17 protein-coding genes and 1 pseudogene are annotated in these 13,738 nt (G+C 40.1%); 5 read left to right on the top strand and 13 right to left on the bottom strand.

What is annotated here, in order from left to right:
- Positions 1 to 324: 324 nt before the first annotated feature.
- The 4 genes from RMY00_RS25410 to RMY00_RS25425 form a co-directional block, all read right to left on the bottom strand.
- Positions 325 to 996, bottom strand: a complete 672-nt coding sequence (locus tag RMY00_RS25410) for a hypothetical protein (protein ID WP_322650311.1) — start codon at positions 994 to 996, stop codon at positions 325 to 327.
- Between the two features lie 194 nt (positions 997 to 1,190).
- Positions 1,191 to 1,868 (bottom strand): DUF2834 domain-containing protein, encoded by a 678-nt coding sequence (locus tag RMY00_RS25415; RefSeq protein WP_322650204.1) that lies wholly within the window; start codon positions 1,866 to 1,868, stop codon positions 1,191 to 1,193.
- 105 nt (positions 1,869 to 1,973) lie between these two features.
- Entirely contained in the window at positions 1,974 to 3,062 is a 1,089-nt protein-coding gene (gene hrcA / locus RMY00_RS25420) for a heat-inducible transcriptional repressor HrcA (RefSeq protein ID WP_322650205.1), read from the bottom strand.
- Positions 3,063 to 3,487: 425 nt separating this feature from the next.
- On the bottom strand, positions 3,488 to 3,820 hold the full coding sequence (locus RMY00_RS25425) for a rhodanese-like domain-containing protein (RefSeq protein ID WP_322650206.1): 333 nt from the start codon (positions 3,818 to 3,820) through the stop codon (positions 3,488 to 3,490).
- 156 nt (positions 3,821 to 3,976) lie between these two features.
- Between RMY00_RS25425 and RMY00_RS25430 the strand changes: the two genes are divergently transcribed.
- From RMY00_RS25430 to cysE, 3 genes are all read left to right on the top strand, one after another.
- Positions 3,977 to 5,638: a DUF3352 domain-containing protein gene (locus RMY00_RS25430; protein WP_322650207.1), complete on the top strand. Its 1,662-nt coding sequence runs from the start codon at positions 3,977 to 3,979 to the stop codon at positions 5,636 to 5,638.
- 433 nt (positions 5,639 to 6,071) lie between these two features.
- On the top strand, positions 6,072 to 6,560 hold the full coding sequence (locus RMY00_RS25435; RefSeq protein ID WP_322650208.1) for a hypothetical protein: 489 nt from the start codon (positions 6,072 to 6,074) through the stop codon (positions 6,558 to 6,560).
- A 170-nt stretch (positions 6,561 to 6,730) separates the two neighbouring features.
- Entirely contained in the window at positions 6,731 to 7,495 is a 765-nt protein-coding gene (gene cysE, locus RMY00_RS25440) for a serine O-acetyltransferase (protein ID WP_322650209.1), read from the top strand.
- Between the two features lie 194 nt (positions 7,496 to 7,689).
- On the opposite strand, the gene RMY00_RS25445 is transcribed toward cysE, so the two are convergent.
- Positions 7,690 to 8,274 carry an Npun_F5749 family FMN-dependent PPOX-type flavoprotein gene (locus tag RMY00_RS25445; protein ID WP_322650210.1) on the bottom strand — a complete coding sequence of 195 codons (585 nt, stop codon included), beginning with the start codon at positions 8,272 to 8,274 and terminating at the stop codon, positions 7,690 to 7,692.
- 85 nt (positions 8,275 to 8,359) lie between these two features.
- Between RMY00_RS25445 and RMY00_RS25450 the strand changes: the two genes are divergently transcribed.
- Entirely contained in the window at positions 8,360 to 9,253 is an 894-nt protein-coding gene (locus tag RMY00_RS25450; RefSeq protein ID WP_322650211.1) for an isopenicillin N synthase family dioxygenase, read from the top strand.
- A gap of 41 nt (positions 9,254 to 9,294) precedes the next feature.
- On the opposite strand, the gene RMY00_RS25455 is transcribed toward RMY00_RS25450, so the two are convergent.
- The 7 genes and pseudogenes from RMY00_RS25455 to RMY00_RS25485 form a co-directional block, all read right to left on the bottom strand.
- The gene (locus RMY00_RS25455) at positions 9,295 to 9,459 is read right to left on the bottom strand and encodes a hypothetical protein (RefSeq protein WP_322650212.1); all 165 of its coding nucleotides are present in this window, start codon (positions 9,457 to 9,459) and stop codon (positions 9,295 to 9,297) included.
- A 20-nt stretch (positions 9,460 to 9,479) separates the two neighbouring features.
- Positions 9,480 to 10,403 (bottom strand): peroxiredoxin family protein, encoded by a 924-nt coding sequence (locus RMY00_RS25460; RefSeq protein WP_322650213.1) that lies wholly within the window; start codon positions 10,401 to 10,403, stop codon positions 9,480 to 9,482.
- 49 nt (positions 10,404 to 10,452) lie between these two features.
- A complete protein-coding gene (locus tag RMY00_RS25465) occupies positions 10,453 to 10,713 on the bottom strand; it encodes a chaplin (protein WP_322650214.1) in 261 nt (86 codons plus the stop codon).
- Between the two features lie 138 nt (positions 10,714 to 10,851).
- Positions 10,852 to 10,971 (bottom strand): annotated as a pseudogene (locus RMY00_RS25470) (chaplin); the annotation flags it as partial.
- A gap of 52 nt (positions 10,972 to 11,023) precedes the next feature.
- Positions 11,024 to 11,287, bottom strand: coding sequence for a hypothetical protein (locus RMY00_RS25475; RefSeq protein ID WP_322650215.1), 264 nt, complete (start codon positions 11,285 to 11,287; stop codon positions 11,024 to 11,026).
- Positions 11,288 to 11,477: 190 nt separating this feature from the next.
- Positions 11,478 to 11,750 carry a chaplin gene (locus RMY00_RS25480; protein WP_322650216.1) on the bottom strand — a complete coding sequence of 91 codons (273 nt, stop codon included), beginning with the start codon at positions 11,748 to 11,750 and terminating at the stop codon, positions 11,478 to 11,480.
- A 146-nt stretch (positions 11,751 to 11,896) separates the two neighbouring features.
- Positions 11,897 to 12,130, bottom strand: a complete 234-nt coding sequence (locus tag RMY00_RS25485; protein WP_322650217.1) for a hypothetical protein — start codon at positions 12,128 to 12,130, stop codon at positions 11,897 to 11,899.
- Positions 12,131 to 12,873: 743 nt separating this feature from the next.
- On the opposite strand from RMY00_RS25485, the gene RMY00_RS25490 reads away from it, so the two are divergent.
- Entirely contained in the window at positions 12,874 to 13,278 is a 405-nt protein-coding gene (locus RMY00_RS25490; protein WP_322650218.1) for a hypothetical protein, read from the top strand.
- Between the two features lie 49 nt (positions 13,279 to 13,327).
- Here the strand turns inward: RMY00_RS25490 and RMY00_RS25495 are convergent, their stop codons facing one another.
- Positions 13,328 to 13,615, bottom strand: a complete 288-nt coding sequence (locus RMY00_RS25495) for a hypothetical protein (RefSeq protein WP_322650219.1) — start codon at positions 13,613 to 13,615, stop codon at positions 13,328 to 13,330.
- Positions 13,616 to 13,738: the final 123 nt, after the last annotated feature.

A 13,738-nucleotide genomic window follows, 5' to 3' on the forward strand; every position in this document is an offset into this window, starting at 1 on the left:
CGCTGTTGTAAGGTTGCTGTCATGGTTTTATAAGTGCGGTTAGTTGTTTATGAATTAGGTAGTTTTGACTACCTGTTACATATCTTAATTAATTTATTGCGTTTTGTAAAGTACTTTGAGAAAAAAATTTTCTCTTGGGATTTACGCATCCAAAGTGGAAAACCAACTTACTGAAAAAAGGGAGGTTCCGAGTAATCAACAGTAGCGATAAGAGCAATATCTACGACGGCTACCCTAAGCAGTTTTCTCATATAGGTGCTTTGTCCCCAAAACTCCCATACTTCCTCTTGGCATTAAACCCTGGCGATCAATAAAAGAAATCTATTACCGATTAGGTATTAACGATTCTTCACGAATAGTTGATGGTAGGGGCGGGCGCAAGTAAAGATAAACAAGCGGGCCTAATAGCGGGACTAAGGCTGCTGTCCAAAACACCTGGGGATTATTCCAGTGGCGACGAGTGATATCATCGCCAAGGATTGTGGGGAATAGAAGACAAAAAAGGCAAAATGCCAAACTCATGCCATTAATAAAGCGATCGCCTTCAAACTGCTGCACAAAATCTCCCCAGTCACTTAAGACAAAGGCATAGGCGAGTAAGCCAGCAGTGCTTAAACTCAAAACAATCCCAAAAAAACGAGAATCTAGCAGCCGTAAAAAAGCATCCTTTTGTCCAGAAAATTCTTGATTTGGTTCACGCAAAGCCAAATATGGTAATAAACCAAGCACTCCTGATGCTACTGATGCCAAGGCAAAAGGCCAAAAAGAAATCCGTTGCATTCTGCCATCAATGAACAACAAACCACTGTAAATTAATAGCCAGATGCCCACTAGAGAAAACAAGGAAAGGATAATTGGATTTATCGCAAGCCACTGAAGAGTAAATATATTTTTCAACAGAGTTAGGGTTTCCTGTAAATGCAGGGGCGGGGCTAACAGTAAAATATAAGCAATAAATCCAACCCATAGTAACCACAATGCAACTTTTCTATTCATCATCTTTAGATGGTGTGCATTTAACATAATTACTAATTTATAATTGGTATTTTTTGCCTCTAAATCCCCCTTTTTGTAGAACGCTGCCTTGAGTTTGCTTAAAAATAGTGGTAAATCTATACGTGATTTTTGTTTCAGTTGAGGATTTAGACCCCTAACTGAAACTGTTTTGAAATTACGAATTAAAAATTGCTTTAATTTGCAGCTGGCTGCTGACTCGGTATTGCTTCTACACCAACTTCTGGTAGAGGTGGACGCACACACAAATAAATCAATGGCCCGAATAGCGGTATCAACGCTATTAACCAGAACATTTGTGGATTTTTCCAACCACGACGCGCCATATCATTCCCTAGCAAAGCTGGAAATAATAGGCAAAGTAGACAGAAATCTAAACTCATCACATTAATGAAGCGGTTAGTTTGCCACTGTTGCACAAAATTACTCCAATCTCCTCCTGTTAAACCATAAATAACAAGAAGAACCGTGGCTATCGTCAAGACAACCCCAGTCACACGAGAATCTAGCAGCTTCAGCAAGGTATTCTTTTTACCAACAAACTTATTATTTGGTTCTCTAAAGGCTAAATAAGGTAATAAGGCAAATGCCCCGACTCCAAAAGAGGCAGTAGCAAATGGCCAAGCAGATATTTTTTGTCCTCTACCATCAATAAATACTACTGCGCTGTAGATCATAGGCCAGATGCCCATGAGGTTGAATAGTACTATGACTAATGGGTTAATGCCTTGCCACTGGCCAGTAGAAAGATTTTTAATTAACTCGAATGTACCAGGTTGCTCAGGAGGAGCGAGGAAAAAAGCATAGGTAGTGAATCCCAACCACAGCAGGCCAAAGGCAATTTTTCTAACCATGAAAGAGTTAAAAGGTATTAATTATTGATTTTGCCACTATAAATTCGGCTGATCTACCTGCTATGGTATTGTTCTTTTGTCTAAACCCGTGGCAGGTTGTCTCTATTAGGGATTGAAATAGCTGAAAGCTTCTGAGAGGTAATCAGCAGCAGATGCTACTACTGCGATCGCACTTTCATAATCTAGACGCGTTGGGCCTAAAACTCCCACACTTCCGACTGGTATTGAACCTCGGCGATAGGTAGAAGAAATCAAGGTGCAGGTGCGTATCGGTTCTAGAAGATTTTCTGCACCGATGCGAACCGTTACCTTTGACTTAGCCACATCCTCAAGCTCTGGTTCCTCAAATATTAATCGCCATAGTTGATCTTGTTCTTCTTCCAGCAGATGGATAATTGTTTGTACCTGCTGTAACTGGGAAAATTCTGGCTGGCGCAAAACTTCTGACACACCCCGAACCATAATTTGGGTTGCAGTCGGCGCATGAGTGCGACGAGTCAATTCCGCAACTGAATTTTTCAAAAATTCCCCATAGCGTTGGAATTCCTGATCTAGTTCGCTCCAGTTGAGGTTGGCTAATTCCAACAGACTTCGGCCTCGCAGGTGGGTATTCAAAAAGTTAGAAACAATTTGTAACTCGCGATCAATTACCTCTGAATCTCGTTGTGTTTCTTCTGATATTGGTGGCAAATCCATCAACTTGGAATGTGTCTCATAATTATCAGTAACTACAATTAACATGATCCGCCCTGCTTCAATTTGCACTAATTGCAGATGTCGCAATAATGCTGTTGTAGTTTGCGGCATAGTAATCAAGCTAATGCAACCACTTAAGGTGGCTAAAATTTGTGCGGCTCCTTGCAGTAGGGTTTCTAAACTCCACTCTTCCCACTGGAGGCGCTTTTGTAATGCTACCTCTACTTCTCGTCCTAAACTTTCTGACGGTGTAATTAGCTGGTCAACATAAATGCGATAACCTGAATCTGAAGGTACACGTCCAGCAGAGGCGTGTGGTTGGTAGAGTAACCCGGATTTTTCTAAAACGCCCATCACATTGCGAATTGTGGCTGAACTTACACCCAGGTTGTACTCCTCGACCAAAGCTTTTGAACCAACAGGCTCTGCTGTAGCAATGTAATGACGTACCGTTGCCCAAAGTATATGCTGTTGTCGATTTGTTAACTGGACTTCCATAGGGTATGTTTTGCTAGAGGCAAATTTTAATCGAAAAATTTTTTGGTTTGATTGAAAAAAAAGAATATTAATAATTTATTAAGATAACAAATTATACAATTATATTGCGATTGTTAATCTTAAGGTTCATGTACACCATTCTTTTAATGGATCTTTGTAGCAAAAGCTGAGAGTTTGAATTTACAACATCCTTTTCTGGCTTATTTTTGCATAATTCTACACTTAGAAAAGTATTATTGTATACGTATTTTTGCGGCGATCGCAGCTAAAATTGGGGTCGAAATGTTTCGTAAATATTTAGCCAGTAGAGAAAGTTATAAGCTTTCCTGGCAAGCCCCTAAGTTTATTTACTGCTATTTTTAGCATAGCAAAAGCTAGATGGAAGTTATTTATTCTTCCATCTAAGTAATGCACCTAGACATAAGCTAATACTGGGGAATTGAATGGTCTACTAAAAGGGAATAAGCATCAATACCACCCGATATATTTTGCACATTTGTAAAACCTTGAGCAATTAACCACTGGCACATCTGAGCAGAGCGGATACCGTGGTGGCATAGTACAAGGGTTTCAGCTTGAGGATTGAAGAGGGTAGGGACTTGATCTCCCCATTCGGGAAATTGACTTAAGGGTAGGTTGACAAAGCCCTCAATGCTAGCAATTTCTAATTCTTGTGGTTCGCGTACATCTACTAGCTGAATACTTGTATCACCAGAAGAAAGACGTTGTGCCAGTTCTTGTACACTAATCTGGTTCATGGGTTGACTAAAAGAATTCCCTATAAATAGTCGTAATCCTATTTATGGTGACAGAAAATCTCTGCCTTTGCATGAGTATCCATTCTCAAGAAGGCTGATAGATTCTGGTAGGCTTTCTGCTTAAATGGCTGTAAACCGTCTTTTTAAAGGTTTAATGTGAATAGGCAACGTTCATTTATTGGTTTTATCGTAGCTGGTGCGATCGCACTGCTAGTAATTGCGATCGCTGGCTTTTACTGGTTTTCCGCCAAAAATCCGGCTAACCTCACTGCTTCTACCTCTGGGCCTAATGCAGCCATCTTTGTGTCGAAACTTTCCCCAGCAATGGTTTCATTACTGGTGAATCCTGACCGTTTGCAGGCATTAGAGGGTGAAGGAGAACTATCTAAACTCAAAACCAGTTTATTCGCCAAGAGTGGCATAGATTACAAAGAAGACGTTCAACCCTGGTTAGGGGATGAAATTACCCTAGCTGTCACCACCTTAGATATTGATCGCGATCGAGAAAACGGACAGCAGCCAGGGTATTTGCTGGCACTAGCAACCAAGCAACCACAGAAAAGCCGCGAGTTTGTCGAATTGTTGTTTTCCAAACGGGCGTTAGGTGGGGCAAACTTAGCTGTTGAACAATACAAAGGTGTAAAGCTGATTTCTGACAATTCTCAACCAGAGCAGGACTTGCTTGCAGGTGCTGTTGTTGGTGAAGGCTTTGTGTTGTTTGCCAACGATCCGAAAGTGTTGCGAGATGCCATTAATAATGTCCAAGCGCCCGATCTGAATTTGACTAGCTCCCCCGAATACCAAAAAGCAACAAAACAATTTTCTAAAGGGGGTTTAGCTGTAGCTTTCTTGAATCTTCCCATCGTGGCAAAATGGCAAGGTTTAGAATTTCCAGAACAAACATATAACAGCGAAATTATTTCCTTGGCGTTAAATCCCAAAGGTTTGCTTGCAGAAACCAGCTTTTTAACTTCATCAGAAATTGTTTCCCCATCTTCACCACTATCTAAACCTGTGGGAGCATTGCAATATGTTCCAGCGTCGGCAGGTTTGGCAATTTCTGGCTCAAATTTAAGTAATTTGGGTAACAGTGATTTAGCCAAACTCTGGAGACAAGCAACAGCTACTATATATGGTTCTGAGGAAGATATGGTTTCTCGGTTCGCAAAACCTTTGGCGGATGTTCAAAAACGCTGGGGTATAAACTTACCAGAAGATATTTTTAGCTGGGTACAAGGAGAATATGCCATAGCATTGTTACCTGGGAAAGAGCAAACAATCCCTCATTGGATTTTTGCTGTGGAAAAATCCGAGAGTGTGGATAAAGGTGTTGCTCGATTAGATGCGATCGCTTCATCCAATGGACTCAGTATTAATCTCTTAACTCTGTCCAAGCAAAAAATCTCTGCTTGGACAGAGTTAACTACAGCTACAAAAAAAAGTGATGTTAAAGAGGGAACATCCTTCAGTATTGAAACAAAAGTGCGAGGATTGCATACAACTTTAGGAAATTACGAAATTTTCACCTCTGATCTAGAAACGATGGATGAAATTCTCACAACTAAGGATAATTCTTTAATTGACAATCCCAATTTCAAAGATAGTATTGCTGCGATTCCATTACCAAATCAAGGCTATATATATCTTGACTGGACAAAGAGCCAGAATTTGTTAGAGCGTCAAGTACCGATTCTTAAACTAGTAGAAGTTTTAGGGAAACCGTTTTTTGATAATCTGCGATCGCTCACAGTTAGCAGTTATGGAACTGACACAGGAGCGCTCAAAGGTGGCGTTTTCTTCCAACTCAATAACTCATGAGATTTTCATAAAAGTTTAAAGTGCAGAAGGTCAGATAATTTTTAACCTTCTGCATTTTCTTATCCCATGATATTTACGGAGATTTTATGTACTATTTATTATTTGTATTTTATAAATATCCCAATTTAAAAGGTAGTATTGGTGAGATTCCGTTACAAAATCAATACTGTATATATCTTAACTAGACAAAAAGCCAGAATTTGTTAGAACGTCAAGTACCGATTCTCAAACTAGTGGAAGTTTTAGGGAAACCGTTTTTTGATAATCTATGCTCGTTTATATGAAGAAACAGCCTAGCAATTAGCTGTCTGCTTGAAAAACACTCAATTGTGGCACATTTTAATGTGGCACAACCAACTGAAATTTCCCTGTAATTTTTTCATTAGAATATGTATATATCATTACTAATTTAAGAGCCTGTTGGAGGGCTACTATGAAATACTGTCGCCCCCGACTTAACTTTAGCGGCGGCTGGTTGTTGGCTATAATTTCCGCCATCACAGCTACGCCTGTAATAGCAGAGACAGCAAATTTTGGTACTTTTACCCTGTCAACAAATTCTAATCCAGCACCAGAAACAGTGCAGGGGTTTACAGGTGGTTCTTACTCATTGTCTGCCATAAGTAACCGCGATCGCGATCAAAAACCATGTATTGGTTTTGCTGATCCTAATCCAGATCATATTATGGTTTTGGAAAAAGACTTTCCCCAGATGACAATACAAGTCGATAGCAGTGGCAATGACACCACTTTATTGATTAAAGGGCCAGACCAGACTACAATTCGGTGCGGCGATGACACTGGTAAAAGTAAAGATGCTAGCGTTAGCGATCGCAACTGGAAAAGAGGCACGTATCGGATTTGGGTGGGTACATTTAATCCTGGAGCCAAGCGCGATTACACCCTGAAAGTAGAGCAGTAGTGAAGTGAGGAGTAGGGATGAGGGAGCAGGGGAGGCAGGGGAGGCAGGGGAGGCAGGGGGAGAAATAAGCAATGCCCAATGCCCCATTCCCCATTCCCAATTTTGAGGTGTAACGTCTGAGAGGATAATATGGGAGAGTAGCTTGTTGTGCTTTCCGAGGGTGCTATCTCGTGCTATCTATACTGCGTGCTGACTTTCGTATCATATTTGAACGTGACCCAGCTGCTCGTAACTGGTTGGAAGTTTTATTTTGTTACCCTGGTTTGCAAGCCCTGCTATTCCATAGGCTGGCTCACTGGTTGTACACTGTTGGTCTTCCCTTTTTTCCTCGCTTGATTTCTCACCTGGCTCGGTTTTTGACTGGAATTGAAATCCACCCTGGTGCAACAATTGGAAAAAGTGTGTTTATTGACCACGGGATGGGTGTAGTAATTGGTGAAACTGCGATCGTGGGAGACTATGCCCTAATTTATCAAGGTGTCACCCTTGGGGGTACTGGTAAAGAATGTGGTAAACGCCATCCAACTGTAGGTGAAAATGTCGTAGTTGGGGCTGGAGCTAAGGTGCTGGGCAATATTCAAATTGGTAATAATGTCCGTATTGGCGCTGGGTCTGTTGTTCTAAGGGATGTCCCTTCAGACTGTACTGTGGTAGGTGTGCCTGGGCGCATTATGTATCGTTCTGGAGTTCGGGTTGCACCTCTTGAACACAATAACTTACCAGATTCAGAAGCCCAAGTAATTCGTGCTTTAGTTGACAGAATTGAGGCGTTGGAAGAACAAATACAAACTCTTCAGCGCAGCAATTCTTCAGAAAATACTCCTGTTTTAGTGGGTTGTTTAGCCACCAAAGAGGATGAGCTAACCCACGATACTCGCTGGTGTAACCTCAAAGATAAGACTATCCAGCAATTTCTAGATGGTGCTGGCATTTAGGGAATGGGGAATGGGGAATAAGAAATGGGGCATTGCTTATTTCTTCCCCTGCTTCCCCTGCCTCTCCTACTCCCCACTCCCCACTTCACTGCTGTTCCACTTTCATGCTTATTTCTCCCCCTGCTTCCCCTGCTTCCCCTGCCTCTCCTACTCCCTACTCCCTACTCCCTACTCCCTACTCCCCTTTCAAAAAATTAAGGATTAATTTCTTCACAAAACCATTCCTGATTTTCATCGCGGCGATAAAACTTTCTATTTTGCGGTTCGCCGCGTAATTCTAAGTGGTCTATCTGGAGTGGGTCGAGTAGCAGTAGGCAAAAATTAGGCAATGGCTGCACGGGGTCGGGTGCTGGTGGTGCAAAAGCTTCTGGGTTTTCAACTCTGGGTTTACCAGGATGCGGCCAAGCAAACTGTAAACGTGCAGCATCACTCAATTCTTGCCAAATGGAAATGCGGGCTAGCTTTAAATCCTGATGAGAATCATCACCGCTTACCAGGGTCAAACAGCCAGTGATGCGGAATTGTTCGCGTGTATTGGGGAAGTACCAGCAAACTTCTGCCCAAGGTTGTTGCTGTATTTGGTCGGCTTTAGCGCTACGAGTATCGGTAATAAATTTTAGCTGGTTTGTATCTTCTAGAAAGCCACGAAAGACTAGGGTACGATTAGCAGGACGACCGTTCGGCTGCACGGTTGCTAGTTGCAGGTAACGGGCATAAACAAGGCTGCGGTTGCGATGGAGTGCATGAGCGATCGCGCTTCGCCAAGGAGCAAGAGTCATTATAAAATTTCGTACTTAAGTATTAGGTATACTACTGTTAACAAAACAAAAACACAAACTTTCTATTTATATTTATATATAATAAATGGTTACAATTCCAATAATAGATTTAACTGCCTTTAGCAATGGCAACATAACAACTCGGCAAAATATCATCAAACAAATCTATCAAGCTTGCCATGAAATTGGCTTCATGTACTTGCATAATTCAGGAATATCAAAAGAATTAATAAAGCAAGTATTCAGTTACAGTAAATATTTTTTTAATTTATCCTTAGAAGTTAAGCAAAAGCAAGCTTGGAGTAATGAGTTTAATAATACAGGATATGTTGGTCTTGAGAGAGAACGTCTTGACCCCAACAAACCAGGCGACTTGAAAGAGGCATTTAATGTAAACAAACAAGCGGCTATGGAGATAGATGCTTCTATTCTTGGCTTTTATGATAGTTGCACAGAACTTGCTAACACAGTGTTACAAGCTTATGCTTTGGCGTTGGAATTGCCAGAAGATTTTTTTATCACAAGACACAATCAACAAAATCATACCTTGCGATCGCTCCACTATCCCCCATTGCAGACACCACCCAAACCCGGACAGGTGCGTGCTGGTGAGCATTCCGATTATGGCAGTATTACTTTACTTTTCCAAGATGACGTTGGCGGGTTGGAAGTACAAACAGCATCTAAAGAATGGATTGCTGCACCTGCGATTCCTGATACTGTGGTAGTTAATACTGGCGATTTAATGCAACGGTGGACAAATGATATATTTTGCTCAACCAAGCATCGAGTGATGATTCCCAGCGATAACAAGGTAAACCAGTCGCGTTATTCTATAGCTTTTTTCTGTCATCCTAATGATGAGACAGAAATAGCTTGTCTAGAAAGTTGCCAGAAAGAACAATCGCCTATTTATCCGCCTATCCTTGCGGGAGAATATCTTTTACAACGTTTACAAGCAACTTATGGTAATTCGTAATGACGCTCTCTACAAGACGCTAAAAGCTTAGCTTGCAACTCTTACAGAGTACGCGGACTCGCTAACGTAACGTGAGTTCGATGAACCTCTCCCCAACCCATCTCCGACACGGCTACGGTGTACACACAAGTCGAATCAATACTGCGTAGGTTTTGCTCAAAAGCTGTCAAACTCACGTTAACGTAATCGCCTACGCACGTTACCATATCGCTTATCTTAGGACAAGTTAAAATGAGCCGCTAGGAACAGATAAGTTTGGTTTAACGCGTTTAACAAAGTCTAGCGGCATCACTCCTAACCATTTCTCTCGAATTATACCGTCCTCTAACAATACAGCAGTTGGAAAAGCATTGGTTAAGCGTGCCACGACAGTAGGATTCATTGCCACTACCGGAAAGTTAATATTATTAGATTGAACAAATTCTTGAACTTGTTCTGATGTTTGGGGAACTCCTGCCACTACATCAGGTAAATCAGTTCTTTGGTGAACCACTTTTAGCACTTTCAACCAGTTTTTGCACGTTGGACAACCAGGCATTAAAAACACAACCAGTTTTTCTCCGGTTGTTAAGCTTTTGGGATATTCCTTTAGCCATTGAGGTTGCCAACGACGATTAACCTGAAGCGGCTCTAAATTTAGGATAGGTTTTTTCTGCTTCCAGAAATATATATATGAAACAGCAGTTAATAGACAACTTGTTGTTAAAGAAATTAATAATGCTGTTACTTGTTGTGAAACAGTTAAAATATCGGCAACCGGATAAAACCAAGCCAACCCCATCAAAGTAATGTAGAGAGCATTGAGGAGTAAACTTTGTTTAGGACTGATGTCAATTAGACCGTTATAGCAACCACAATCATCTGTGCGTTTGGTCGAAGTACTCCAATAAGTTAAACTCGATAGGAGTAATAATAAAACAATTGTACCGAGAAATAGCCACTGGGGAAACAGACGCAAAATCAGGGCTATTCCAAGGATGCACTCTAGAATTGTAAAAGCGATCGCTGCACCTATATTCACTTTTGGCGGAAATAACTGCAAATGACTGATGTGAATAATAAATCTTGTAGGTGCGAGTGCTTTGACAACACCAGTCACCAGAAATACACTGCCAACCACTAAAGAACTTATAACAGAAAGTGAATACATAATGCTGGCGATCGCTATTTAATCGTAATAGTAAACAGAGTGCAAATGGTTACGCATTTACACAAGTATTCCCGAAAGCTGGGTTAAGTAAACCAATCACATTTACAGTATTACCACAAACGTTAACGGGTATATGAACGGGTACTTGAACAACATTACCCGAAAGATTTGCACTAACATTAGCATCAACTCCGCCAACTATAGCTAATAAATCAGCATCATCTAGTTCTTCAAACAACTCCAAATCCTGTTGAATGAGTGTAGGCGTTTGTTTTGTTGCTTGTTTCTTTGTTGAAAATATTTTTAACATGATGGTTTGACTCTTTTTGGTTATTTTCAAACTGTGTAATTGAGTGTGCTATGATTCTCTTGCATGAATTATCAAAAAATTGAATACATCATGCTAGCGATCGCTATTTAATCGTAATAGTCAATAGAGTGCAAATGGTTAAGCATTTACACAAGTATTCCCCTCTGTCTTAAGTAGACCAATCACAGTTATAGTATTACCACAAACGTTAACGGGTACGTGAACAGGTATTTGAATAACGTTCCCCGACAAAACACCTTGGTATATTACTTAGGATATGTGACAGAGCTTTATCTCCTTTTGCTTGTGTTTAATTCTCTGTACATTGTTGATTTTGTGGGTTACTTAAAACAGGAATATCTTGAACTCCTACATTTACTAAAGCAATTACGCTTTGAACATTAGCTTTAACAGATAAACCTATACATGGTTCTGCACTAACATTAGCATCAACTCCGCCAATTATAGTTAATAAATCAGCATCATCTAGTTCTTCAAACAATTCCCTATCCTCTTTAGTGAGTTTAGGCGCTTGTTTTATTGCTTGTTTCTTTGTTGAAAATATTTTGAACATAATGGTTTGACTCTTTTTGTTGTTTTCAAACTGTCTGATTGAGTGTGCTATCGCTCTCTTGCATGAATTCTCAAAAAAGATATAATTCTTATTTGATAAGGCATCAAAAATAACTTCTCATAAAAATTGAGTACATCATGCTGGCGATCGCTATTTCATCGTAATAGCCAATAGAGTGCAAATGGTTACTTTATTTACAAGTATTGCCGAAAGCTGGGTTAAGTAGAGCAATTACATTGACACTATCAACACAAACGTTAACGGGTACATGAACAGGTACTTGAACAAGGTTTCCCGAAAGAACTCCAGGACTACCAATAGCAGCACCATCTGCACTTGAATCTCCGCCAACTATAGCTAATAAATCAGCATCATCTAGTTCTTCAAACAATTCCAAATCCTGTTGAATGAATGTAGACGTTTGTTCTGTTGCTTGTTTTTTTGTGGAAAATATTTTTAACATATTGTTTGACTCTTTTTGGTTGTTTTTAAACTGTCTAATTGAGTATGCTATGATTCTCTTGCATGAATTATCAAAAAGTTGAATACATCATGCTGGCGATCGCCGTTTAATCCTAATAGTCAGTAGCTATATATCCCATCTAAGTTTCAGCTATTATCAGAAGCATCTGAATTTTGATTGAACAGCTTTACTCTAGAGCTACCGCTTACAACTAAATTACCAATACTAAACATAAAGCCTGTACTAGCAAAGTTATTCTCAATACCATCAGCTCCGCCGACTATAGCTAATAAATCAGCATCATCTAGTTCTGTAAACAATTCACTATCTTCTTGAGTGTGTGTAGGTGCTTGTTTCTTTGTTGAAAATATTTTTAACATCTGGTTTCACTCTTTTTGTTGTTTTCAAACTGTGTGATTGAATGTGCTATGGCTCTCTTACATGAATTATCAAAAAATTGAATACATCATGCTAGCGATCGCTATTTATTTGAAATGGCTACTTTGCCTGTGTATTTGCTGGTTACTTTTTATATCTATGTAGTTTACAACATAAAAACATGATTATCAGTAGCTTATGTAAAACATCCTACTTTTCCCACTTTTCTTACTTTGTCTTATTTATAAACTTTAAATAACTAGTACCGCAAAGCGGAAGTCAAAAGTCAAAAGTCAAAAGTCAAAAGTATTATGGAATCAGCTTTTTAGGAATTTTAAATGGTTGCTCTATTTCCGCTGTGGCGTACTAGTATAATCTCGCACAAAAATTTGTTATAGCCGTAGTCACATCTGTTTCGCGCACTCTGGATCAAATTCTGCCTTCCCTGGATCAAATTCCGCTTTCACGTTTGAGTGTTTCGCGCACTCTGGATCAAATTCCGCCTTCACGTTTGAGTGTTTCGCGCACTCTGGATCAAATTCCGCTTTCCCTGGATCAAATTCCGCCTTCACGTTTGAGTATTTCGCGCACTCTGGATCAAATTCCGCTCTGACGTTATCAGAAGTAGCTGGAAATTACTTAAATTTTAGGTTTTTAAATAAAAACCAATAATTTTACGTATGACAACTTTTGAAACAATTGTCCATTATAGAGTTATGGTAAATTTAAAAAATAAGTAACAATTATGGCAAGACCAAAACGTAATTCACGTATTCTTGGCAAAGCTGAAACACGTCTAGCAAGCGTTAAATCTATCAATTCAAGTCTAGATGTCGGAGAAGGATTGTCAGTCAAAGATTATACTGGAAAAATCGAAACCCTGCGACAATCTCTAGAAGCATACAATACTACCCTCTCTACTATTGATGTCTTGCTAACCCAGATCCTTGAAAATGAGCAAGATTTAGCAGATTATTCTGAGCAAATTTTGCGTGGTATTGCTTATAAATTTGGTAAGAATAGCTATGAGTATCAGATGGCTGGAGGTATTCGTAAAAGCGATGTCTACGACCGGCTACGCCAACGCAAGCCTAATGTGCGTAAAAGCGTGGTTTCTGCTCTCGGTGAACCTGCACCTACTGTTTCGTAAATCGAATAGAAAAGAGACGTTGCAGTGCAACGTCTCTACATTTAGGTTATTAGATAAGAATCTGGCGGATTAAAATGCTCATTACCCAATCTGGGTTCTCGGTAGGTACTAGTGGACTCCAGTCCCCAACGCTGGCATAACCAATTACTTGTAAATAGTGGATGGTGCTGGTAACGGCTTTGGCAGAACCAATCAATGTATGTTTAATCGGTTCTCGCCGGGGTAATGTTTGTCCAGTTGGTTGGTGGCTGGTGGATGTATCTAAATTTTCCCCAGACAAAAACTGTTTTAACTTGAACTGGGCAGATTCTGGTAATTGTGACATGATGATATTCATACTCCGATATTGGGGTTTATATAAAGGCGATCACTGTCTTCTTTGCGGGATTTGGCGATCGTCTTTATCGATTTTGGGGTTTAGATAGGGGCGATCGCTGTCTTCTTTGCGGGATTTAGCGTT

Origin of the sequence: Nostoc sp. ChiVER01 (assembly GCF_034531155.1) — a bacterium.
Taxonomy (GTDB): Bacteria; Cyanobacteriota; Cyanobacteriia; order Cyanobacteriales; family Nostocaceae; genus Nostoc.